Origin of the sequence: Pseudoxanthomonas sp. Soil82, from assembly GCF_040446535.1 — a bacterium.
Lineage (GTDB): Bacteria > Pseudomonadota > Gammaproteobacteria > Xanthomonadales > Xanthomonadaceae > Pseudoxanthomonas > Pseudoxanthomonas kaohsiungensis.
In genome coordinates, this window is the sequence record NZ_JBEAAK010000001.1 from 1119837 (window position 1) to 1142861 (window position 23025).

General features: G+C 71.1%; 22 protein-coding genes. 9 read left to right on the top strand and 13 right to left on the bottom strand.

Annotation, left to right across the window (positions count from 1 at the left end; all coding sequences use genetic code 11):
• Positions 1–22 precede the first annotated feature (22 nt).
• Complete coding sequence (locus ABKA19_RS05070) at positions 23–1663, bottom strand: electron transfer flavoprotein-ubiquinone oxidoreductase (RefSeq protein ID WP_353687936.1); 1641 nt, start codon at positions 1661–1663, stop codon at positions 23–25.
• A gap of 222 nt (positions 1664–1885) precedes the next feature.
• Between ABKA19_RS05070 and ABKA19_RS05075 the strand changes: the two genes are divergently transcribed.
• On the top strand, positions 1886–2476 hold the full coding sequence (locus ABKA19_RS05075; protein ID WP_353687937.1) for an alpha-ketoglutarate-dependent dioxygenase AlkB family protein: 591 nt from the start codon (positions 1886–1888) through the stop codon (positions 2474–2476).
• A gap of 88 nt (positions 2477–2564) precedes the next feature.
• Here ABKA19_RS05075 and ABKA19_RS05080 read toward each other — a convergent pair whose 3' ends face one another.
• From ABKA19_RS05080 to ABKA19_RS05095, 4 genes are read right to left on the bottom strand one after another with little or no spacing between them, the layout of a single operon-like run.
• The gene (locus ABKA19_RS05080) at positions 2565–3215 is read right to left on the bottom strand and encodes an ABC-type transport auxiliary lipoprotein family protein (protein ID WP_353687938.1); all 651 of its coding nucleotides are present in this window, start codon (positions 3213–3215) and stop codon (positions 2565–2567) included.
• A complete protein-coding gene (locus ABKA19_RS05085; RefSeq protein WP_162376249.1) occupies positions 3212–4138 on the bottom strand; it encodes an MlaD family protein in 927 nt (308 codons plus the stop codon). The genes ABKA19_RS05080 and ABKA19_RS05085 overlap by 4 nt, the downstream gene beginning before the upstream one ends.
• 2 nt (positions 4139–4140) lie before the next feature.
• Positions 4141–4956, bottom strand: coding sequence for an ABC transporter ATP-binding protein (locus tag ABKA19_RS05090; RefSeq protein WP_353687939.1), 816 nt, complete (start codon positions 4954–4956; stop codon positions 4141–4143).
• Position 4957: 1 nt separating this feature from the next.
• On the bottom strand, positions 4958–6076 hold the full coding sequence (locus ABKA19_RS05095) for an ABC transporter permease (RefSeq protein WP_353687940.1): 1119 nt from the start codon (positions 6074–6076) through the stop codon (positions 4958–4960).
• Positions 6077–6190: 114 nt separating this feature from the next.
• Between ABKA19_RS05095 and ABKA19_RS05100 the strand changes: the two genes are divergently transcribed.
• Positions 6191–7438, top strand: a complete 1248-nt coding sequence (locus ABKA19_RS05100; protein WP_353687941.1) for a threonine/serine exporter family protein — start codon at positions 6191–6193, stop codon at positions 7436–7438.
• A 294-nt stretch (positions 7439–7732) separates the two neighbouring features.
• On the opposite strand, the gene ABKA19_RS05105 is transcribed toward ABKA19_RS05100, so the two are convergent.
• From ABKA19_RS05105 to ABKA19_RS05120, 4 genes are all read right to left on the bottom strand, one after another.
• Positions 7733–8167: an H-NS histone family protein gene (locus ABKA19_RS05105; RefSeq protein WP_353687942.1), complete on the bottom strand. Its 435-nt coding sequence runs from the start codon at positions 8165–8167 to the stop codon at positions 7733–7735.
• A 166-nt stretch (positions 8168–8333) separates the two neighbouring features.
• Positions 8334–10028: a proline--tRNA ligase gene (locus tag ABKA19_RS05110; RefSeq protein ID WP_353687943.1), complete on the bottom strand. Its 1695-nt coding sequence runs from the start codon at positions 10026–10028 to the stop codon at positions 8334–8336.
• Between the two features lie 72 nt (positions 10029–10100).
• Positions 10101–10376: a DUF4124 domain-containing protein gene (locus ABKA19_RS05115; RefSeq protein ID WP_162376243.1), complete on the bottom strand. Its 276-nt coding sequence runs from the start codon at positions 10374–10376 to the stop codon at positions 10101–10103.
• A 3-nt stretch (positions 10377–10379) separates the two neighbouring features.
• Positions 10380–10775, bottom strand: a complete 396-nt coding sequence (locus ABKA19_RS05120; RefSeq protein ID WP_353687944.1) for a DUF4124 domain-containing protein — start codon at positions 10773–10775, stop codon at positions 10380–10382.
• A gap of 118 nt (positions 10776–10893) precedes the next feature.
• On the opposite strand from ABKA19_RS05120, the gene pssA reads away from it, so the two are divergent.
• Genes pssA through rimI form a run of 3 tightly spaced genes read left to right on the top strand, consistent with a single transcriptional unit; the run spans position 10894 to position 12640 of the window.
• On the top strand, positions 10894–11670 hold the full coding sequence (gene pssA / locus ABKA19_RS05125; RefSeq protein WP_353687945.1) for a CDP-diacylglycerol--serine O-phosphatidyltransferase: 777 nt from the start codon (positions 10894–10896) through the stop codon (positions 11668–11670).
• Positions 11667–12137 (top strand): hypothetical protein, encoded by a 471-nt coding sequence (locus tag ABKA19_RS05130; RefSeq protein ID WP_353687946.1) that lies wholly within the window; start codon positions 11667–11669, stop codon positions 12135–12137. Before pssA ends, ABKA19_RS05130 begins: the two co-directional genes overlap by 4 nt.
• On the top strand, positions 12134–12640 hold the full coding sequence (gene rimI / locus ABKA19_RS05135) for a ribosomal protein S18-alanine N-acetyltransferase (protein ID WP_374318894.1): 507 nt from the start codon (positions 12134–12136) through the stop codon (positions 12638–12640). The genes ABKA19_RS05130 and rimI overlap by 4 nt, the downstream gene beginning before the upstream one ends.
• Positions 12641–12796: 156 nt before the next feature.
• Here rimI and ABKA19_RS05140 read toward each other — a convergent pair whose 3' ends face one another.
• From ABKA19_RS05140 to ABKA19_RS05150, 3 genes are all read right to left on the bottom strand, one after another.
• The gene (locus ABKA19_RS05140) at positions 12797–15670 is read right to left on the bottom strand and encodes a valine--tRNA ligase (protein ID WP_353687947.1); all 2874 of its coding nucleotides are present in this window, start codon (positions 15668–15670) and stop codon (positions 12797–12799) included.
• 90 nt (positions 15671–15760) lie between these two features.
• Positions 15761–16183 carry a DNA polymerase III subunit chi gene (locus tag ABKA19_RS05145; protein ID WP_353687948.1) on the bottom strand — a complete coding sequence of 141 codons (423 nt, stop codon included), beginning with the start codon at positions 16181–16183 and terminating at the stop codon, positions 15761–15763.
• A 10-nt stretch (positions 16184–16193) separates the two neighbouring features.
• The gene (locus ABKA19_RS05150) at positions 16194–17678 is read right to left on the bottom strand and encodes a leucyl aminopeptidase (protein ID WP_353687949.1); all 1485 of its coding nucleotides are present in this window, start codon (positions 17676–17678) and stop codon (positions 16194–16196) included.
• Between the two features lie 130 nt (positions 17679–17808).
• On the opposite strand from ABKA19_RS05150, the gene lptF reads away from it, so the two are divergent.
• Both lptF and lptG read left to right on the top strand, forming a co-directional pair.
• Complete coding sequence (gene lptF / locus ABKA19_RS05155) at positions 17809–18894, top strand: LPS export ABC transporter permease LptF (RefSeq protein ID WP_353687950.1); 1086 nt, start codon at positions 17809–17811, stop codon at positions 18892–18894.
• Positions 18891–20000, top strand: a complete 1110-nt coding sequence (gene lptG, locus ABKA19_RS05160) for an LPS export ABC transporter permease LptG (RefSeq protein WP_353687951.1) — start codon at positions 18891–18893, stop codon at positions 19998–20000. Before lptF ends, lptG begins: the two co-directional genes overlap by 4 nt.
• A gap of 124 nt (positions 20001–20124) precedes the next feature.
• Here lptG and ABKA19_RS05165 read toward each other — a convergent pair whose 3' ends face one another.
• Entirely contained in the window at positions 20125–20625 is a 501-nt protein-coding gene (locus ABKA19_RS05165) for an RDD family protein (RefSeq protein ID WP_353687952.1), read from the bottom strand.
• A gap of 42 nt (positions 20626–20667) precedes the next feature.
• Between ABKA19_RS05165 and xerD the strand changes: the two genes are divergently transcribed.
• The gene (gene xerD, locus ABKA19_RS05170; protein ID WP_353687953.1) at positions 20668–21693 is read left to right on the top strand and encodes a site-specific tyrosine recombinase XerD; all 1026 of its coding nucleotides are present in this window, start codon (positions 20668–20670) and stop codon (positions 21691–21693) included.
• Between the two features lie 500 nt (positions 21694–22193).
• Complete coding sequence (locus tag ABKA19_RS05175; protein ID WP_353687954.1) at positions 22194–23006, top strand: DsbC family protein; 813 nt, start codon at positions 22194–22196, stop codon at positions 23004–23006.
• The last annotated feature ends 19 nt before the right edge of the window (positions 23007–23025 follow it).

The window sequence follows — 23025 nt, forward strand, 5'->3', positions numbered from 1 at the left end:
CTGACCCTTCGTGCTTGGACGCTCACAGATTCTGGTAGTTCGGTCCCGAACCACCCTCCGGCGTCACCCAGGTGATGATCTCGTACGGGTCCTTGATGTCGCAGGTCTTGCAGTGCACGCAGTTGGCGGCGTTGATCTGCAGGCGGCGCCCGGCCGCGTCCTCGACCATTTCATAGACGCCGGCGGGGCAGAAGCGGGTGCAGGGGTTGGCGTACTCGGCCGTGCAGCGATCCACGCAGATCGAGGTGTCGGCGACCTTGAGGTGCACCGGCTGGTCCTCGTCGTGCTCGGTGGCGGCGTAGTACACGCCCTGCAGGCGGTCCCGCGGGGCCAGGGTGCGGTCGACGTAATCGTGCCTGGGCTGCTCGTGTTCGCCGACCTTGTCCAGCGAGGACCAGTCCGGCGCGCCCTTCAGGGTCCACGGCGAGGCGCCGCCGACCGCCGTCTCCCAGGCGGCGTTGGCCAGGCCGAGCCACAGGCCCTTCTTGAAGCCGGGCTTGATGTTGCGCACCTGCTTCAGTTCGGCCATCGCGTCGGACGCCCTCAGCTTCGCGTCGAATCCGGCCGCCTGCAGGCCGTTGCCGGCCAGGTGCTCGGCCGCGAGCATGCCGCTGCGGATCGCCTGGTGGGTGCCCTTGATCTTGGGCACGTTGAGCAGGCCGGCGGTGTCGCCGACCAGCAGGGCGCCGGGCATCTCCACCCTCGGCAGCGCCTGCCAGCCACCGGTGACGATCGCGCGCGCGCCCGCCGACAGGATGCTGCCGCCCTCGAGCAGCGGCTTGATGAGCGGGTGGTTCTTCCACTGCTGGAACGCTTCCCACGGCTTGTAGTGCGGGTCGGCGTAGTCCAGGCCGCTGACATAGCCCAGTGCGACCTGGTTGTTGTCCAGGTGGTAGAGGAAGCTGCCGCCGTAGGTGCGGTTGTCGGCCGGCCAGCCCAGCGTATGCACGATCTTGCCGGGCACCACCCGGCCTTCCGGCACCTGCCACAGTTCCTTGATGCCGATCGAATAGCTCTGCGGGTCGCTGTCCGCGTCCAGGCCGAAGCGCTTGACCAGGCGCTTGGTCAGGTGGCCGCGCGCGCCCTCGGCCAGCACCGTCACCTTGGCCCTGATGTCGATGCCGGCGGTGTAGCCGGGCTTGTGCGAGCCATCGCGGGCCACGCCCATGTCGCCGATGCGCACGCCCAGCACGGTGCCATCGTCGGCGTGCAGCGTCTCGGCGGCGGCGAAGCCGGCGTAGATCTCCACGCCCAGGGCCTCGGCCTGCGGCGCCAGCCAGGCGCACATCGCGCCGAGGCTGACGATGAAGTTGCCGTGGTTGCGCATGCCCGGCGGCACGACCGGCGACTTGCGCCCGCCTTCCTTCGTCAGGAACCAGAACTCGTCTTCCCCGGCCGGCACGCAGACCGGCGGCGGATTGTCGCGCCAGCCGGGCAGCAGCGCGTCCAGCGGGCCAGGCTCGATCACCGCGCCGGACAGGATGTGCGCGCCGACGGTGCTGGCCTTCTCGATCACGCAGACCGAGATGTCCGGGGCGAGCTGCTTGAGGCGGATGGCGAAGGCCAGGCCGGCCGGGCCGGCGCCGACGGTGACGACGTCGTACTCCATCACGTCGCGCTCGACGGCGTCGGCGGCGATCGTGCTGGTGGGGTGCTCCGTCATTCCCGGCTCCGGCTGGCTGCTGTGGCTTGCCAGCCATTTTCGGGGTTCGGCGCGGATGGGGCAAATGCGCTGCGCGGCGCCCCTTCCGTAGGAGCCCATCCTCATGGGCGACCCGATCCCGCCGCCGGTCGCATCGGTCCCGGCGTCTACGTGAGGTGAACGTGTCAGCTATCGTCAGCCGGCTGGGGTCTCCCACGAGGATGGGTTCCTACACAATGGCGCATGGAATGGATCGATTTCGAGCTTCCCGATGCGCAGGTGCGGCTTGCCCGGGGCTGGCTGGATCCGGGCGCGGCTTCCGCGCTGATGGACCGCCTGCTGCGCGAAGTGCCCTGGGAGGTGCACCGGATCCGGATGTTCGGCCGCGAGGTGGCCTCGCCGCGGCTGAGCTGCTGGATCGGCGACGCCGATGCCGCGTACCGGTACTCAGGCAGCCGCTTCGAGCCACGACCGTGGCTGCCGGCGCTGGCCGCGCTGCGCGAACGCCTGGCATCGGAGCTGGAACATCCGTTCAACAGCGTGCTGGCCAACCGCTACCGCAGCGGCGCCGACGCGATGGGCTGGCACGCGGACGACGAGCCCGAGCTGGGCCCGGAGCCGCTGATCGCCTCGATCAGCCTGGGCGCGACCCGGCGCTTCCTGCTGCGTCACCGCCATGATCCAGCCCGGCGGCTCTCGCTGGACCTGGAGCCCGGCAGCCTGTTGCTGATGGCCGGGAGTACCCAGCGTCACTGGAAGCACGCCCTGCCGCGCACGGCGCGGCCGGCCGGCGAGCGGATCAACCTGACCTACCGGCACGTGCAGCCCTTGTAGGAGCCGATCTTTATCGGCGACGCGGGCGTCGGGATCACGAAGGCGTCGCCTGTGCCGACGGCGTCGTGTCGCCGATAAAGATCGGCTCCTACAACGGCGGGTGGCTGCGAGCGTCGCCCTGGCCCTGGGCCAGCGTCCAGCCGGCGATCTCGCTGGAGATCGACGCCAGCGCACGACCGAATGCGTCGGTGACCGTGGCCACGTCGGTGGTGGCCGCCGCTTCCTCGCGCAGGAAGGTGTGGCGCGCGACGATGCGCTGGTCGCGGTTGTTCAGCAGGGTCGCGCTGACCTCGATGGTGGCGACCGGCAAGGCGCCACCCTGGTAATCGGATTCGAACCGGCGCACGTCCATCGCCAGCCGGTAGTCCGAGCGCATGCCGGTGGCCAGGCGGCCGACCCCCGCGATCCTTCCGGAATCCTCCAGCACGCGCAGCACGCTGGCCTCGAGCATCTCGGTCGGAGGTTGTGCCCAGGACGCGCCGCGATAGACCTGCAGCTCGCCCGGGATCGGTCGCACCGCGATGCGCGGACTGTCGAGCAGGCGGGTGGCGGTGGGCTTGGCGATGGCCAGCTGCCATTCCACCTGCGGCCAGGCGGGATCGGCCGCGGCCCGGGCCTGCGGCGAGTAGATGGTGATCGGATCGCGCGGTTTGCCTCCCAGGATCGAACAGCCGGCGAGCATCGCCAGCAGCGGCAGCAACGCCAGGGCACGCAGCGGGACGGAGACAGGGGGCTTCATTGCGGTTCGTACTCCTTGGGCGCGTCGCGACCGAGCAGGTAGCGCGACGGGTTGTTCTCGAGGCGGTCGCTGATCTGGCGCAGGTCGCGGATCAGGCCGCGCAGTTCGGTCAGGGTCGGGCCGAGCTGGGCCAGGCCATCGTTGGCGAAGCTGTTGATGGCCGCGCGATTCTCGCTGAGGATGCCATCGGCGTTGCCGGCCGCCGAATCCAGCCGCGCCAGGGTGGAGTCCAGCTTCTCGATGAGGCCGGGAAGCTCGCGCACCAGGTTCTGGTCCACCCGCTGCACCGTCGCATTGGTGGTCTGCAGGGTCGCGTCCAGGCTGCGCGCGGCGTCGCGCGCGCTGACCAGCAGCGCTTCCATGCCCTGGTCCTGCGCGGCCAGCGAGCCGCTGATCTTCTCGATGTTTTCCAGGGTGGTGCCGACCCGGGCCACGTTCTCGTCGCTGAGCACCTGGTCCAGGCGCTCCACGATCCGGTTAGCCGTGTCGGTGATGTTCTGCAGCGCCGACGGCGAGGTCTGGATCACCGGTGGCTCGCGCTGGTCGACCGCGGTGAGCATCGGCGCGCCCGGGGTGCCGCCGGAGAGCTGGATGATGGCCGGGCCGGTCAGGCTGGTGATGGCCAGCTTGGCGCGGGTGTCGGTCTTGATCGGGGTGCTGGCGTCGGCGCGGATGATCGCCACCACCCGGCGCGGATCCTGCGGGTCGAGCGAAAGCTTCTCGATCGAGCCGACCGAGATGCCGTTGTACTGGACCGGGCTGCCGACCGACAGGCCGGTGACGGCCTCGTCGAACACGATCATGTAGCGCTGCCAGCTGCGCTCGGACGAATACTTGGCGGCCCACAGGCCGAACAGCAGCAGCGCGATCGACACCACCAGGGTGAAGGCGCCGATCAGCACGTAGTTGGCGCGGGTTTCCATGTTCAGTCCGCCTCCGTCGCGGTGGCCGCCTCGCGGCCGCTTCCAGCCTGGCGCGCAGCACGCGCGCGTGGGCCGTGGAAATACTCCTGCACCCAGGGGTGGTCGAAGCGCTCGACTTCCGCCAGCGGCGCGTTGACCACCACCTTGCGGTCGGCGAGCACGGCCACGCGGTCGCAGATAGCGTACAGGGTGTCGAGATCGTGCGTGATGAGGAACACCGTCAGGCCCAGCGCCTGCTGCAGCGTGGCCAGCAGGTGGTCGAAGGCGGCCGCGCCGATCGGATCCAGGCCGGCGGTGGGCTCGTCGAGGAACAGCAGCGGCGGGTCCAACGCCAGCGCACGCGCCAGTCCGGCGCGCTTGCGCATGCCGCCGGACAGCTGCGAGGGCAGCTTGTCGATCGCATCCGCGGGCAGGCCGGCCAGCTTCACCTTGAGCAGGGCCAACTCGTAGCGCCAGCTTTCCGGAAGCTCCGGATGGTGTTCCTTCAGCGGCACCTGCACGTTCTCGCCCACTGTCAGCGAGGAGAACAGGGCGCCGTCCTGGAAGAGCACGCCGGTGTTGCGCTCGATCTGCAGGCGATCGGCCGGGTCTTCGGACAACGCGTCGACGCCCAGCACCTCGATCCGGCCCTCGGCCGGCCGCTGCAGGCCCAGGATGCTGCGCATCAGCACCGACTTGCCGGTACCCGAGCCGCCGACCACGCCGAGGATCTCGCCCCGGCGCACGTCCAGGTCCAGGCCCTCGTGCACGGTCTGTTCGCCGAAGCGATTGGCCAGCCCGCGCACGGAGATGGCGATGTCGGCGTCGTTCACGGCCATCTCACAGGTCCATGTGCATGAACCACAACGCGGCCATCGCGTCGAGGATGATCACCAGCGAGATGGTCTGCACCACGCTGGAGGTGGTGCGCTCGCCCACCGACTGCGCCGTGCCTTCCACGCGCAGGCCCTCGAGGCAGCCGATCAGGCCGATCACCAGGGCGAACACCGGGGCCTTGGACATGCCGACCAGGAAATGCCGCACCTCCACCGTCTCGTGCATGCGGGACAGGTACATCTGCGGCGGGATGTCGAGGTCGAACGCGCCCACGGTCACGCCGCCGGCCAGGCCGGCCATCATCGCGATGAAGGTCAGCAGCGGCAGCATCACCAGCAAGGCCAGCAGGCGCGGGATCACCAGCAGGTCGACCGGATCCAGGCCGAGCGTGCGGATCGCGTCGATCTCCTCGCGGCTCTTCATCGCGCCGATCTGCGCGGTGAAGGCCGAGGCGGTGCGGCCGGCCAGCACGATCGCGGTCAGCAGCACGGCGAATTCGCGCAGGAAGGCGATCCCGACCAGTTCGACCACGTAGATCTCCGCGCCGAAGTCGCGCAGGATGGTCGAGCCGAGGAAGGCGATCACCGCGCCGACCAGGTAGGACAGCAGCGCCACCAGCGGCACCGCGTCCAGGCCGACCTGCTCCATGTGCGAGACGGTGGCGGTCAGGCGGAAGCGGCGCGGCTCGCGCGCCATGCGCAGCATCTTGCTGAGGTTCTCGCCGGTGAACCCGACCAGCCCGACCACCGAGCGGATGACCGTCTCCGTGGCCCGCCCCAGCCGTTCCAGCGCGGCGGCGAAGCCGTAGTCGCGCCGTCGCGGCGGCCGGTCGTCGGACACGTCCTCGATGACCTGCACCAGCGCGGCGTGCTCGGCGCTGAACTGCAGGTGCTCGCCGTCCAGGCCGCGGCGCTGGGCGAAGCGCATCAGCTGCATCACCCCCGCCGAGTCGAGCCGGCCGATCTTCGACGCATCGACCGCGGTGATGTCTTCCGGGATCGCCCGCAGCTGGTCGGAGATGGCCAGCGCATGGGCCAGCGTCCACTGACCGGTCAGGACGATCCTGCCGGGTTCGGTCTGTGCCTGCTGCCAGCGGGGAGGGGATCCGGTCTCTTCGGTCATGGGCGCTTCCGAGCCGGGAGCATACCCGGAAGCGATGTGCAGGTGCCGTCGTCCTCCGCCACGGCGCCCGCGCGGTGCCGTTGTCGCGGTCGCGTCTCGGGCGATACTAGGAAGATGGATGCCGCCACCCGCCCCTCCGCCAGCTACGCGCAGCGCATCGCCTTCGTGTCGGAGATGGCCGCGCGCCTGCACCGGTACGGGACGACCGCGCAGCGGCTGGAGGCGGCCGTGACCGCCCTGTCGCAGCGGCTCGACCTGGAGTGCGAGGCCTGGTCGAACCCCACCGGCCTCATCCTGAGCTTCAACGACCCCGGCAAGCCGCTTGGCAGCAGCGACACCACCCGGGTGATCCGGCTGGCACCTGGCGAGAACGACCTGCACAAGCTGGGCGAGGCCGACCGGATCGCCGAGGCGGTGGCCAACGGCCAGATGAGCATCGCCCAGGGCCACACCGCCCTGCGCACGCTGGACCGGGCGCCGACCCGGCGTGCCCGGATCATGCAGGTCCTCGCCTTTGGCCTGGCCGCGGCCGCGGTCGCCGGGCTGTGGCGGTTGCCATGGCTGGACATCGCCACCGCGGCGGCGACGGGCCTGCTGATCGGGCTGCTCGACCAGTACACCAGTCCGCGTCCGGCGATGAAGGAGGCTTCCGACGCGCTGGCGGCGCTGATCGCCGGTTCGGTGATCAGCTTCGTGGCGGTGGTGGTCGGCCCGCTCAACCTCAACACGGTGGTGATCGCTTCGCTGGTGGTGCTGCTCCCCGGCATGGCGATCACCAACGCGATGAACGAACTCAGCAGCCAGCACTGGGTCTCCGGCACTGTCCGCTTCGCCGGCGCGCTCACCACGGTGATGAAGCTCACGGTGGGCGCGATCATCGCCATCGAGATCTTCGGCGTCCTCGGGCTGGAGCCCCAGGTGCGCGCCGCCCGCCCGCAGCCGGAGTGGGTGGAATGGTCGGCGATGGTGCTGGCCGCGTTCGCCTTCGCGGTGCTGTTCAAGGCCAGTCGCCGCGACTACCCCTGGGTGATGGGGGCGGCCATCGCCGGCTACCTCATCGCCCGCTTCGCCGGCCAGGCCTGGGGGTCGCCCGCCGGCATCTTCCTCTCGGCGCTGGTACTCACCGCGGCGGGCAACGCCTTCGGCCGCTGGGTGCAGCGGCCCGGCGCGGTGATCCGGCTGCCGGGCATCATCATGCTGGTCCCGGGCAGCGCGAGCCTGCGCGGCCTGCTGACGCTCGTCCAGCAGCAGGACGTGGACGCGGGCCAGAGCGCGCTGCTGCTGGTCATGAACATCGTGATGGCGCTGGTGGCCGGCCTGCTGTTCGGCAACCTGCTGATCCCCGCCCGCAAGAACCTGTAGGAGCCGATTCGTCGGCGACATGGGCGTCAGGACTGCGAGGTCATCGCCTGTGCCGACGGCGTCGGGTCGCCGATGAATCGGCTCCTACAACGCCGCGGCGCTGCTTTTCTGCAAGAGCCCATTCATGGGCGCCACGGGCGCCAAGATCACGAAGACCTCGCCTGTGCCGGCGCGCTCGCGTCGCGGGCGCTTTCCCACGGACGCATGTCCGGTTCCCCGGGTCCCACGGAAACTGCCAAAAGAAAACGCCGGCATTGTGCCGGCGTTCCGTTGGCGGCCCCGATCCGGGCGGCTTTACTTCCTCGCTTTCTTGACCACGCGCTTCTTGCCTGCGGCCTGCGGCTTGGGCGTCAGCTTCGCAGTGCCCGGGATCAGGAATTCGCCCAGGTCGCGACCCTTGGCGGTATAGGCGGCCAGCCAGCGCGGCTGCTTGCCGCGACCGGTCCAGGTTTCCTTCGGGTTCTCCGGATTGCGGTACTTCGGCGCGACCTTGCCGAGCCTGCGCCCGGCGCGCGGCGCGGACTTGCCGCTGCCGGCCCCCGGCCTGGCGGCGCTGGCGGTGCCGAACAGTTCCTCGATGGTGTAGCCCTCGGCCTTGGCCAGACGGGTGAGCTTGCTGCGCACCTGCGCCAGCGGGGCACGCTTGGACAGCTGTGCCTGGCGCTTCTTCGCGGTGGTGATCAGGTTGCCGAGTTCGCGCGGCGAGAGGGTGCTGAGGTCGATCGACATCGAAATCTCCGGTTTCCATGGCGGGGGAATATGTCCGTCCGTGGACACGCGTGCGCCGCAGGATAATCCACGGGCATTAACTCCGCCAATCGAAGCGGCGTGAAAACAAGCGGCCCGGCCGCCTTGCGACGGCCGGGCCGCAGCTGCGACCTGCGCGGTCCAGGCCTCAGCCGCGCAGTTTCTCCAGCAGTTGCGCGCGGTCGAGCGATTCGGCCTCGGTCGAGGTGCGTGCGCGGTATTCGAACGTGCCGGCGGCCAGTCCGCGCTCGGAAACCACCACCCGGTGCGGGATGCCGATCAGTTCGATGTCGGCGAACATCGCGCCCGGGCGCAGGCCGCGGTCGTCGAGCACCGCATCCAGGCCCGCGGCCTGCAGGTCGGCCAGCAGCGCTTCGGCCGCCGCATCCACCGCCGCGTCCTTCTTCGGGTTGATCACGCACACCGCCACCGCCCACGGCGCCATCGGCACCGGCCAGACGATGCCGGCATCGTCGTGGTTCTGCTCGATCGCCGCGGCGACAATGCGCGACACGCCGATGCCATAGCAGCCCATCGCCGGTACGGCGGCCTTGCCGGTCTCGTCGAGCACGGTGAAGCCCATCGCCTCGGAATACTTGCGGCCGAGCTGGAACACGTGGCCGACCTCGATGCCGCGCGCCAGGCGGATTTCGCCGCCGTCCGCGGCGCGGTCGCCTTCCACCACGTTGCGGATGTCGGCGACCAGGTCCGGCTCGGGCAGGTCGCGGCCCCAGTTGACGCCGGCGAGGTGGAAGCCGCGCTCGTTCGCGCCGACGACGAAATCGGCCATGGCCGCCACCTCGCGGTCGGCGACCAAGCGGATCGGCGCCTTCGGGCCGACCGGCCCGAGGAAACCCGGCTCGCTGCCCAGGTGCTGGGCGATCTCCGCCTCGGTGGCCGGACGGTAGTCGGCCAGGCCGGCGACCTTGCCCAGCTTGATCTCGTTGACCGTGTGGTCGCCGCGCACCAGCGCCAGGACGAAACCGCCGGTGCCCATCACCGCCACCGACTTGACCGTGCGCTGCAGCGCGATGCCCATCAGCGCGGCCACGTCCTCGCAGGTCTTCTGCGTGGGCGTGTCGACCTTGCGCAGCGCCTCGGCCGCAACCGGGCGCGGCGGCGGCTCGGCGGCCTGCGCGGCCTCGACATTGGCCGCGTAGTCCGAACCGGTGGAGAAGGCCAGCGCGTCCTCGCCCGAATCGGCCAGCACGTGGAACTCCTGCGAGGCGTCGCCGCCGATGGCGCCCGAATCGGCCTGCACCGCGCGGAAGCGCAGCCCCAGGCGGGTGAACACCCGGGTGTAGGCCGCCTTCATGTTCTCGTACTCGCGCGCGAGGTCGGCGTCGGAGACGTGGAACGAGTAGGCGTCCTTCATCAGGAACTCGCGCGCGCGCATCACCCCGAAGCGCGGGCGGATCTCGTCGCGGAACTTGGTGTGGATCTGGTAGAAGTTCACCGGCAGCTGCTTGTAGCTCCCCAGTTCCTGCCGCGCGAAGTCGGTGACCGCTTCCTCGGCGGTGGGGCTGTAGCAGTACTCGGCCTCCTTGCGGTCGCGGATCTTCAGCAGCTGGCCGCCGAACTTCTCCCAGCGCCCGGTTTCCTCCCACAGCTCCTTCGGCTGGATGGTCGGCAGCTGCAGTTCGATGGCGCCGGCGCGGTCCATCTCCTCGCGCACCACCGCCTCGACCTTGCGCAGCACGCGCAGGCCCAGCGGCGACCACGTGTACAGGCCGGCGGCGAGCTTGCGGATCATGCCGGCGCGCAGCATCAGCCGGTGGCTGGCCAGTTCGGCGTCGGCCGGGGTTTCCTTGGTGGTGTGCAGGTGGAAGCGGGACAGGCGCATCGTGGGGATGTCAGGGAGGCGGGGAGCCGGACATTCTGCCAGCAAGGGACGGGGACCGCCTTGGGACGCGCGTCAGGGGGTGTTGCGGACCCGGATGCCCGGTTCCGGCTCGCGGGCGATGCGCTCGTACCGGCGCCCCTTGGGTGGGCTCTCGGTGATCTGGAGGTTGCCGGCGTCGTCGCGCCAGCGGTACAGGGGCCGCTGGGCATCCTCCGCGTTGGCCGCGGCGGCCTGTTCCGCGCGCAGGCGCGCTTCGGGCGAGCGTTGCGGCGCCTGGTCGCGGGCCAGCCACCAGGCCAGCCCGCCACCGAGGGCGAGACCGGCCAGGATCGCCCAGGTGGCGCGCATGGCTCAGCCGGCGGGCGGGCAGTAGGCCTTGGCGGCCGCTTCGGCCAGGCTCTTCTGCGAGGCGCGTTCGTCGTCGCTGAGCGCCTTGTCCGGCTTGCCGTCGTTGTCGGTGTCGCGCATCACCGGGGCGCCGCTGCCCAGCAGCGCCAGGTTCTGCCTGGCGGTGGCGCACTGCGGGTCTTCGGTGGGCGCGGGTGCGGCCGTGGACGCCGCTTCCGCCGCCTGGGCGCTCGCATCGATCCGGCGGGTGTCGTACTTCTGGCCCGGCGGCGGCTTGTCGGAGGAATGGGTGACGCCCTTGGCGTCCTTCCACTGGTAGACGTTGGTCGCCGCGACGGTGGCGCTGGCGCAGAGGCCGGCGGCCAGGAGCAGCAGGCAGGACCGGGTCGGGAAGCGCATCGGCGGGTCTCCAGCGGGGCGGCGGTGGGTGGAGGCCCGATTCCAGCACCCGGCCGCGGGGCTGGCAAGTCGCCAGGTCACGTTTCTCTGTCGGCCGGGCGCCCCGTACACTGGCGCCATGGACCCCCAACACCCGCCCGCGCGCTCGCGCGGCATCTACCTGCTGCCCAACCTGTTCACCACCTGCGGCCTGTTCGCGGGCTTCTACGCGATCATCGCCGCGGCCAACAGCCAGTTCACCGCGGCGGCCATCGCCGTGTTCGTGGCCGGGATCATGGACGGCATCGATGGCCGGGTCGCCCGGCTGACCGGCACCAGCAGCGCCTTTGGCGTCCAGTACGACTCGCTGGCCGACCTGGTCAGCTTCGGCCTGGCGCCGGCGCTGGTCATGTACCACTGGTCGCTGTCGGCGCTGAAGTTCGACGGTGGCACCCTGGGCCGGGTCGGTTGGGCGGTCGCCTTCCTGTACGCGGCGTGCGCGGCATTGCGCCTGGCCCGCTTCAACACCCAGGTCGGGGTGGTCGACAAGCGCTGGTTCGTCGGGCTGGCCAGCCCGGCGGCGGCGGGCCTGATGATGTCCTTCGTCTGGGCCTTCGCCGACGGCGAGCTGGGCTGGAGCGGCGAGGAACTCCGCTATGTCGCCCTCGGCGTGACCCTGGCGGCGGCGCTGTTGATGGTCAGCCAGATCCGCTACTGGAGCTTCAAGGGCAGTGGCGAGGGCGGTCCGCGCGCGGACCGTGTGCCGTTCGCGGTGCTGCTGGTGGTGCCGGTGGCGATCGCGGTGCTGGTGATCGACCTGCCGCGGGTGCTCTTCGCGGTGGGCGTGCTGTACGCGCTCTCCGGGCCGTTGATGGCGCTGTGGCTGCGCGCGAGGCGGCCGGCGGCGAAGGCATGAACCCCGGCGCCTCGCCCTGGAGTCCGCAGCAGCGACGCTGGCTGCAGGCGCTGGGCCACGCCGTGCTGCGCGTGGGCGGGGACGCGGTCGACGCCGCGCCGGAGATCGATGCGGCAGCGGCGCCCGTGGACCAGCGGCCAGGCATCGTGGCGGCGACGCGACCGGCGCCCGTGCCGGAGCGGCCTTCGACCGCCTCGCCGCCGTCGACGCCGGTGCGCCGCCCGCCACCGCCAGCGACGGTCGATACCGCCAGGCCGGATGCGGCCGCCGCGCGCGGTGCGATGCGCCGCCCGCAGCGGCTGCCCGACCGCCTGCAGCTGGCCTTGCTGCGCGCCTCCGCGCTGGACCCGTCCGATCCGGCGGCGCAGGAGACGATGGCGCAGTGGCCGGTGGACCGGTTGCGCGGCGACGGTGCGGCCAAGCGCGCGTTCTGGCCGCAGCTGCGCGCCTTGCGGAGGCGGCCGTGAGCGTGGCTGCGTACCGCGAACTGGCCCCCGCCTGGCGGCTGCGCGCGCTGCGCGAGGGCGACCTCGATGCGGTGATGGCGATCGAGAAGCGCGCCTATCCGTTTCCCTGGACCCGCGGCATCTTCCGCGACTGCCTGGCGGCCGGCTATCCGGCGCTGCTGGCCTTGGAGGACGACCGGCCGGCCGGCTATGGCGTGATGAGCATCGCCGCCGACGAGGCGCACCTGCTCAACCTGTGCACCGCGCCGGAACGGCAGTCGCGCGGACTCGGCCGGCACCTCCTGCGTGCGTTGCTGCGCACCGCGCGCGACCGGGGTGCGCAGCGGATCTTCCTGGAAGTCCGGCCGTCCAACCCGCAGGCCATCGCCCTGTACCACAGCGAGGGCTTCAACGAGATCGGCCGGCGCCCGCGCTACTACCCTGCGGTGCAGGGCCGCGAGGACGCGATCGTGATGGCGATGGAACTGGTCGCCGGCGACGTGGAGAAGATGCCGCCGTTGTGAGCGGTGGCTTGCCCGTGCTTCGCCTCCTGGCGCCCGCGTGGAGCGGGACTTGCCCCGCTGCTCCTGCGCCGACGGATCCAGAGCAGCGGGGCAAGCCCCGCTCTACGAGGGCGGACGCCGCCGACGCGGTGCGGACACCGGCGGCGGCGCGCGCATTCACAGCCGCGCGCGTTGCTCCCGCAGGCCGTCCAGCTGCGAACTCCAGTCGACCAGGCGCTGGCGCTCCTGCTCGACCACCGCGGCCGGCACCTTGTCGGTGAACTTCGCCAGCTTGGCCTCGCTCTTGTCCTTCTCGGCCGCCACGCGCGCGATCTCCTTGTCCAGGCGCGCGCGTTCGGCGTCGAGGTCGACCAGGCCTTCCAGCGGCACCAGCAGCTTGAGCTCGCCGACGATGGCCGCGGCGGCGGCCGGCGCGGACGCGCCCGCATCGAGCCACGCCACCGATTCCAGCCGCAGCAGGAAGCGCAGCTGCGAATCGAAGCGCCCGACCCGCGTACGGTCGTTGCCGCCGCCGCCCTGCAGCAGCAGGCGGACCTGCCTGCCGGGCGAGACGCCCAGCTCGCTGCGCACGCGGCGCAGCGCCGAAACCATCGACTTGAACCACTCGATGTCCGCCTCGGCGGAGGCGTAGTCCTGGCCGACGAAGTCGGTGGGCACCGGGTACGGCCGCAGCGAGATCGAATCGCCGGCGACGCCTACGCGCGGGGCGACCTGGCGCCACAGTTCCTCGGTCACGAAGGGCACCAGCGGGTGCAGCAGGCGCAGCAGGGATTCGAGCACGTACAGCAGGGTGTGGCGGGTGCTGGCGGCGGCGCCGGGATCTTCGCCATTGAGCGCCGGCTTGGCCAGCTCCACGAACCAGTCGCAGAACTCGTTCCAGGCGAACTCGTACAGGGCCTGCGCCAGCAGGTCGAAGCGGTAGGCGGCGAACTGCGCCTGGGCCTGCGCCGTCACCGCGGCCAGGCGGGCGAGGATCCACCTCTCCGCATCGGTCTGCGGCTGCGGCACGCCGGAGAAGCCGGCGCCCTCGGTGTTCATCAGCACGAAGCGGCTGGCATTCCACAGCTTGTTGCAGAAGTTCTTGTAGCCCTCGGCGCGGCCGAGGTCGAACTTGATGTCGCGGCCATGCCCGGCCAGCGCGGCGATGGTGAAGCGCAGCGCGTCGGCGCCGTGGGCGATGATGCCGTCCGGGAACTCCTTGCGGGTGGCGCGCTCGATCTTCTCGGCCAGCTTGGGCTGCATCAGCCCGCTGGTGCGCTTGGCCACCAGGTCTTCCAGGGCGATGCCGTCGATGATGTCCAGCGGGTCAAGGACATTGCCCTTGGACTTGGACATCTTCTGCCCTTGCGCGTCGCGGATCAGGCCGGTGATGTAGACGTCGCGGAATGGCACCTTGCCGGTGAAGCTGTCGGTGGCCATGATCATGCGCGCCACCCAGAAGAAGATGATGTCGAAGCCGGTGACCAGCACCGACGACGGCAGGTAGCGGTCGAAGCCGCGCTGCGCCATCGCCTGCGCGTCGGGCCAGCCCAGGGTCGAGAACGGCCACAGCTGCGAGGAGAACCAGGTTTCAAGGACGTCCTCGTCCCGTCGTAGAGCGGGGCTCGCCCCGCTGCCCGTGTCCTTGTCGCCAAGCGGGGCAAGTCCCGCTCTACGTGCAACGGCCTGCGCGTAGGCCTCTTCTTCGTTCCGCGCCACGTAGCAGTGACCATCCTGGTCGAACCACGCCGGAATCCGATGGCCCCACCACAGCTGGCGGCTGATGCACCAGTCCTGGATGTTCTCCATCCAGTGGCGGTAGGTGTTGATCCAGTTCGGCGGGACGAACTGGACGTCCCCGCGCTCGACCAGCTCCAGGCCGCGCTGCGCCAGCGCGTCCATCTTCACGAACCACTGGTCGGTCAGGTACGGCTCGATCACCTGGCCGGTGCGGTCGCCGCGCGGCACCTGCAGCTTGTGCGGTTTGGTCTCGACCAGCAGGCCCAGCTCTTCTAGGTCGGCGAGCACCGCCTTGCGGGCGTCGTAGCGGTCCAGGCCGCGGTACTTCTCCGGAGCGTTGTCGTTGAGCGCGGCCACCGGGGTGAACAGGTTGATCATCGGCAGGCCGTGGCGCTGGCCGACCTGGTAGTCGTTGAAGTCGTGCGCCGGGGTCACCTTGACCACGCCGGTGCCGAACGCGCGGTCGACGTAGTCGTCGGCGATCACCGGGATGCGGCGGCCGGCCAGCGGCAGCTGGACCTCCTTGCCGATTAGCGCGGTGTAGCGCGGATCCCCCGGATGCACCATCGCCGCGGTATCGCCAAGCATGGTCTCCGGGCGGGTCGTGGCGACCACCAGGTAGTCGCGGACCTCGCGCAGGGTCTCGTTGCCGTCGGCATCGACTTCCACGTGCTCGTAGGCCACGCCGTCGGCCAGCGGGTAGCGGATCGACCAGAGGAAGCCGTCCTCCTCCACGTTCTCCACTTCCAGGTCGGAGATCGCGGTCTTCAGCACCGGGTCCCAGTTGACCAGCCTTTGACCACGATAGATCAGGCCCTGCTCGTGCCAGCGCACGAACGCCTCGACCACCGCCGCCGACGGCTGCGGGTCCATGGTGAAGGTGCTGCGGGACCAGTCGCCCGACGCGCCGAGGCGGCGCATCTGCCGCTCGATGATGTCGCCGGACTGGCCCTTCCACTCCCACACCTTGGCGACGAAGCCGTCGCGGCCCAGCGAATCGCGGGTTTCGCCCTTGCCTTCCAGCGCCAGGTTGCGGCTGACCACCATCTCGGTGGCGATGCCGGCATGGTCGGTGCCCATCTGCCACAGCACGTCGAAGCCGCGCATGCGGTGGTAGCGGACCAGCGCGTCCATCAGCGTGTGCTGGAAGGCGTGGCCCATGTGCAGGGTGCCGGTGACGTTGGGCGGGGGCAGCAGGATCGAATACGGCTCGCCCTGGCCGCTGGGCTGGAAGCAGCCGCTGGCCTCCCACTCGGCATACAGGCGCGATTCGAAGGACTTGGGTTCGTAGCCGGAGGGCAGGGTGGTCATGGGGGCGGGGATGGGGTCAGAGTGGGTTTTCGTGCAGCGGCATTGGCAGGCGGGACGATCGTCGGGACGAAAACCCACTCTGACCCCTGCCTACATATCGTGCTTGTTGAGGTCGTAGCCCAGTGCCTGGTACTGCTTCCAGCGCTCGCGCAGCGGGCCGCGCGCGGCCGGGTCGGCCGGCACCACTTCCAGCACGCGCTCGCACGGCGCGGTCCAGGCGTCGTCGCGCAGGTTGATGGCCAGCGGGCGGGACGGTGCCTCGGTGCCCGGCGGCACGATCAGCACCGGTGCCAGCTCGTCTTCCTCGTCGCCGGCGATCTGGTGCGGGACATAGGCGTCCGGATCGAACGCCCACAGCAGGTCGTCCAGTTCCTCGGCCTGGGCCGCGTCGCGCGCCAGGACCACGGTGAACTGGTTGCTGTCGCAGGCGCGCCGGGCCAGTTCGCAGACCAGCAACAGCGGCTGCTCCGCGAAACGGGGCTTGGCGATCAGGTAGAAGTCGGCGCGGGGCATGGCGGGCCGCTTACGCGGCGCGTCCTTCCGCCACGCGATCGAGCAGCCACTGGCTCAGCAGGCCGACCGGGCGGCCGGTGGCCATGCCGCGCTTGCCTTCGTCGCTGGCCGAGCCGGCGATGTCCAGGTGCGCCCAGCGCTGGCCTTCGGCAAAGCGCGCCAGGAAGCAGCCGGCGGTGATCGCGCCGCCCCAGCGGCCGCCGATGTTGTAGACGTCGGCGAAGGTGGACTCCAGCAGGGTCTGGTACTCGTCCCACAGCGGCAGGCGCCAGGCGCGGTCGAACACGGTCTCGCCGGCCGCCAGCAGCTCGCCGGCCAGATCGTCGTGCTTGCTCATCAGGCCGGAGGCGAACTTGCCCAGCGCGACCATGCACGCGCCGGTCAGGGTGGCCACGTCGACCAGCGCGGCCGGCTCGAAGCGCTGGGCGTAGGTCAGCGCGTCGCACAGGATCAGGCGGCCCTCGGCGTCGGTGTTGCCGACCTCGATGGTCTTGCCGGACATGGAGGTGATCACGTCGGACGGGCGGTAGCTGTTGCCGTCGATCGCGTTCTCCACCGCCGGGGCGATCACCACCAGGTTCAGCGGCAGCTTCATCTTCACCGCGGCGACGAAGGTGCCCAGCACGCTTCCGGCGCCGAGCATGTCGTACTTCATCTCCTCGATGCCGCCCTGCGTCTTGAGGTTGACGCCGCCGGTGTCGAAGGTGATGCCCTTGCCGACCAGGACATACGGCTTGGCATCGCCGCCGCCCGACCACTTCAGCACCACCAGGTGCGGGCGGTTCACCGAGCCACGGGCCACGGCCAGCAGCGAGCCCATGCCCAGGGCCTCCATCTGCTGCTCGTCCAGGATCTCCGCCTCGGCGCCGTCGTGGGCGGCGGCGAACTCCCGCGCCTGCGCCGCCAGGTAGGCCGGCGTGCAGATGTTCGGCGGCAGGTTGCCCAGCTCGCGGGTGAAGGCCACGCCGGCGGCGATCGCCTCGCCCTGGGCCAGGGCGGTGGCGTCGTCACCCTGGATGGCGAGTTCGCGCAGGCCGGGCTCGTCCTTCTTCTTTCCCAGGGTGGCGGTGTAGCGGTAGGCGGCGTGGTCGGCGGCGATGGCCGCCTGCCGGATCGCCCAGGCGGCATCGCGGCCGGCCACGGCCAGCTCGCTGACGGTGAACAGCGCCTTGCCGACCGGTCCGGTCTTGAGCGCGCGGACCGCGTCGGCGACCGCCTTGAGGTACTGCGGCACGCCGAACTTGGCCGCCTCGCCCAGCCCGACCACCAGCACGCGCGGCGCGACCACGCCCGGCAGGTCGTGCAGGACCAGGCTGCGGCCGGTGCGCCCGCTGAGGTCGCCGCGCTCGAGCAGGGCGCGCAGGCGCCCGCCGCTGGCCTCGTCGATCGCCTGGCCCGCGGGCGTGAGCGTCTTGTCGGCAAAGGCGCCGACCACGACGCAATCGAAGGCGGCCGCGGGGGCGGCGTCGCGGTTCAGGGTGAATTGCAGGGCCATTGATCAGATTCCGGCGGCAGGTAACTACAATGTGGATCGAAATCGCGGAACGACCGCCGGGCGACTGCTTCACAGCCCGGCCGGCGACGCCCGCAAGCGAACCCGGGATTTTATAGGACTGCCCAGCCTGATGCCGAAGCTCGACCGATACCTGCTGGGCGATTTCATCCAGAGCTTCCTGGCGACCCTGATCGTCCTGCTGACGGTGAGCCTGGGCGGCGTGCTGGTCGACGTCCTCGGCGAGATCGCCGACGGCGGCCTGCCGGCCCGCCTGCTGCTGTCCCAGCTGGGGCTGCAGCTGCTGGTGTACCTGCCGCTGGTGCTGCCACTGGCGCTGATGCTGGGGCTGATGCTGTCGCTGGTGCGCCTGTACCGGGACTCGGAGATGGCGGTGATCAACGCCATCGGGGTCGGTCCGCGGCGCCTGCTGCGACCGCTGCTGATGGCCTCCCTGCCGGTGGTGCTGGCGGTGGCGCTGTGCTCGCTGTGGCTGGGTCCCTGGGCCCAGCGCACCGCCGCGCGGCTGGTCGAGCAGGCCAATCGCAGCCTGATCGTGGCCGGTCTGGAGCCGGGGCGCTTCACCTCGCTGCCCAATGGCGGCGGCATCGTCTACATCGACGGCATGACCGAGGACGGCGCCGGCCTGAGGAGCGTCTTCCTGCAGCGCGAGCGCGAGGGGCGGATCGACGTCATGACCGCCAGCGAGGGCGAGCTCCAGTTCGAAGGCGAGCGCGGGCGCTACCTGCAGCTGCGCGACGGACATCGGCTGGAGGGGCCGCTGGACGGCGCACTCGACTTCCGCCTCATGCGCTACGCGATCAACGAAGTGGCGTTGCCCGAGCGCGCCGAGGTGCGCGACAGCGACGACCCGCGGCTGCAGGCGACCAGCGAGCTGCTGGGCAAGGGCGACCGGGAGACGGTGGCCGAGCTGCATGCGCGCCTGGCGCCGCCGCTGCTGGCGCTCGCCTTCGCCCTGCTGACCCTGCCGCTGGCGCGCAGCTCGCCGCGCCAGCAGCGCTACGGCCGGCTGATGCTCGGCTTCCTCGCCTACCTGGTCAGCGTCAACCTGGTCTTCATCGGCACGCGCATGCTGGCCGAAGGCGAACTGCCGCCGATCCTCGGCCTGTGGTGGCTGACCCTGCCGCTGCTGGCGCTGGCGGTCTGGCTGTACCTGCGCGACGGACGCCTGCCCCGGGCGAGGAGGCTGGCGGCATGAACTTCCTCAAACCGCGCCTGCACGACCTCTACGTCGGCCGGGTGGTCCTGGTCACGGTCCTGCTGACCTGGATGGTGCTGCTGGGTTTCGACGTGGTGATGGCCTTGTCCGGCCAGGTCGGCGACCTGGGCAAGGGCAGTTTCGATTTCCCGACCGCGCTGGCGGTGGTGGCGTATACGGTGCCGCGGCGCGCGTACACGATATTCCCCTACGCGGCGGTGATCGGCTCGCTGATGGGCCTGGGCCAGCTGGCGGCGACCTCCGAGTTGACCGCCTTGCGCGCGCTGGGCCTGTCGCGGCGGCGGTTGAGCGCCTCGGTGGCCGCCGCGCTGGTCATCCTGACCACCCTGATGGTCGTCAACGGCGAGACCCTGGCGCCCTGGGGCCAGCGCCAGTCCGACCAGATCAAGCTCGCCGCCAAGACCAACAACGTCGCCATCGCCCGCTACCAGGGACTGTGGGCGCGCGAGGGCGACACCTTCCTCAACGCCATCGATGGCCAGGAGCGGCTCGTCGACGGGCAGCGGACGCTGGAGCTGCGCGACGTGCGCCTGTACAAGCTTGCCGACGATGGCAGCCTGGACTCGCTGACCCGTGCCGCGGTGGCCGAGCACGACGCCAGCGGCTGGCGCCTGCGCGACGTGCGCCGCATCCGCTTCGGCTTCACCCCCGGCGCGGCCACCGAGCAGCGCGTGGCCGAGGAGCGCTGGTCCTCGGAACTGGACCCGAACGCGCTGGCCGCGGGCGTGACCCGGGCCCGCAACCTGTCGGCGGCCGAACTGCGCGCGAGCATCGACTACCGCACCCGCAACAACCTGGACGCGCGCGAGTACCAGGACATCTACTGGAGCCGCTGGTTCTACCCGATCAACGTGCTGGCGCTGTGCCTGGCGGCCGTGCCGTTCGCGTTCGGCAGCCTGCGCAGCGGCGGCATGGGCAAGCGCCTGTTCCTGGGCATCGTGTTCGCACTGGCCTTCATGCTGCTGCAGATGCTGTTCGGGCGCCTCGCCGGGGCGACCCGCATCGACTACCGCTTCGCCTATACGCTGCCGCCGGTGCTGATGCTGGTCGTTTCCTGGTGGCTGTTCCGGCGCAAGTCGGGTTGATCCCGGCCCTGGCCGGGATCAACCCGACTGTGTAGGAGCCGATCTTTATCGGCGACCCGTGCGTCGGGCTCCGATGGTGGGTCGCCTGTGCCGATGGGGTCCGGTCGCCGATGAGGATCGGCTCCTACGGTTTCGGAACCCGCACCAGCCGCGTGCCGCTGGCGCGGTCGTGCCAGGCCCGCCCATCGCGGTCGATCCACGCCCACCAGAAGCCGAGTCCGCAGGCGAGCAGCGACAGCAGGCCCACCGCGTAGCGCAGCCACAGCGCCGTCCAGCCCGGGTTGCCGGAGGCGGCGACCAGCTTGAGCCGCCACGGGCGCATGCCCAGGGTCTGGCCGCCGCGGCGCCAGCTCAGCGTCGCGTAGAGGCCGGTGACCAGCAAGCAGGACAGGAACAGCAGGACGCTGGGCAGGCTGCCGGGCGGGATGTTCTCGCGCTGTGCGTGATGGCCCAGGTACGTATAGCCGAGGTTGAACAGCAGCCCGAGCAGCATCCACAGCGCCGCCACCGGCCAGAAATCGTAGAACAGCGCCAGCATCCGCCAGCCGACGAGCGCGCGCGGCCGGGTGGTCGGTGCCGGTGCCGGTGCCGGCGCTGCGGTCGGGGAGGGGTGTGCGGGGTCCATAGGGTGCACAGGATACCGGGGCCGGGCGGCTATCCTTGCGCCATGCCGCGCGACACTCCCGCCACCGCCACCGCCACCGCCACCGCCACCGCCACCGCCACCGCCACCGCCGCCGATCGCCGCCGCCTGGCGGGCCGCCTGCCGGCGTTGCGCGATGCCGACGCGCGCGCGATCGGGCGCTTCATCGATGCGGCCTGGGCCGAGCACGGCCTGGCCCGCCAGACCCAGGATGCCTACCGCCGCGACCTGGAGCAGCTGGCCCGCTGGCGCGACGGCGCCGGCGGCGGCATCGAGGGTGCCGACCGCGAGACCCTGTTCCGCTACATGGCCTGGCGCCACGCCGCCGGCTACCAGCCCCGCAGCAACGCGCGGCTGCGGGCCAGCCTGCGCGCGTTCTACGCCTACCTGGTGCGGGCGGGCCGGCGCAGCGACGATCCGGCCGCATTGCTCGATCCGCCGCGCCTGCCGCGGCCCCTGCCCAAGGCGCTGACCGAATCCCAGGTCGACGCGCTGCTGGCGGCGCCGCAGGTGGACGCGCCGGAAGGCCTGCGCGATCGCGCCATGCTCGAATTGATGTACGCGGCCGGACTGCGGGTCAGCGAACTGGTCGGCCTGCCGGCGAACGCGGTCAACCTGCGCCAGGGCGTGGTCCGGGTGCTCGGCAAGGGCGGCAAGGAGCGGCTGGTGCCGCTGGGCGAGGAATCCCAGCACTGGCTTGAACGCTACCTTGCCCAGGCCCGCCCGCAGCTGGCCGGCGGCAGGCCGGTGCCGGCCGATGCGCAGGGCCAGGTGCCGCTGTTCCTGGCCGCGCAGCGCCAGGCGCCCACGCGCCAGGCCTTCTGGCAGTGGTTGAAGCGCTACGCGGCCGTGGCCGGGATCGACCCGCGCAAGGTCACCCCGCATGGCGTGCGGCACAGCTTCGCCACCCACCTGCTCAACCGCGGCGCCGACCTGCGCGCGCTGCAGCTGCTGCTCGGCCATGCCAGCCTGTCGACCACCCAGATCTACACCCTGGTGGCGCGCGAGCACCTGCAGCGCCTCCACGCCCGCCACCACCCGCGGGGGTGAGGCAGGCCGCTTGCGCGGCACTGCCGCGCGGCCTGCCGAACGCCCGGCCATGGATGGCCGGGCCGGGCGATCCGGGGTCGACGCCGTCACGCCATGGATGGCAGGCGCGCCTTGTCGAGCGCGAGAGTGCGCGGCACTGCCGCGCGGCCTGCCGAACGCCCGGCCATGGATGGCCGGGCCGGGCGATCCGGGGTCGACGCCGTCACGCCATGGATGGCAGGCGCGCCTTGTCGATTGCGTGAGTGCGCGGCACTGCCGCGCGGCCTGCCGAACGCCCGGCCATGGATGGCCGGGCCGGGCGATCCGGGGTCGACGCCGTCACGCCATGGATGGCAGGCGCGCCTTGTCGATTGCGTGAGTGCGCGGCACTGCCGCGCGGCTGGTCCGCTCTCCCACCCCGGACCGGGGATGAACGCCGGGGCGGCGCATGCACCCTCGGCCACGGGGCGATGTCGTCACTGTGCGAACATTCCGCATCTACCCCCAGGACGGCCCATTCCATGTCCCGAATCCTCGTCGCCGCGCTGTTGGGCGCCATCAGCCTCAGCGCCTGTGCCCAGCAGGCCCCGTCCACGGCCACGGCGCCCGCCGCCAAGCCGGCTGGCAAGCCGGCCACGGCCATGGCGGCGGGCACCGGCACGCCCGAGTCGCGCGCCCGCGACGCCCTGCGCGCGATCGCGCCCGACCTGGCCCCCGAGTACGTCGGCGCCGCGCCGTTCCCCGGCTTCCGCGAAGTGCTCCTCGGCGGCCAGGTCCTGTACGTCTCCGACGATGGCCGCTACCTGATGCAGTCGCAGCCGTTCGACCTGCAGGCGCGCAAGCCGGCCGCCAGCCCCGGGCTGATGGCCCACCGGCGCGAGCTGATCGCCAGCATCCCCGCGCAGGACCGGATCATTTTCGCGCCGCCCAACACCAAGCACACCGTCACCGTCTTCACCGATGTCGAATGCGGCTATTGCCGGCGCATGCACCAGCAGATCGCCGACTACAACCGGCTCGGGATCGCGGTGGAGTACGTGGCCTTCCCGCGCATGGGCCCGGCCAGCAAGGACTTCGTCGACATGGAATCGGTCTGGTGCGCCAGCGACCGCAAGCGCGCGCTGTCCGAGGCCAAGGCCGGGCAGCCGGTCAAGCAGCAGCGATGCACCAGCCCGGTGGCGATGCAGTTCGACATCGGCCAGCGCGTCGGGGTCAACGGCACGCCGGCGGTGTTCGCCGCCGACGGCACCCAACTGGGCGGTTACCTGCCCCCGCAGCAGTTGCTGCAGGCCCTGGAAGGTGGCGGCGCGGAGGCGGCCGGAGGGTCGCGCTGAGGGTCTGCAATCCGGCCGG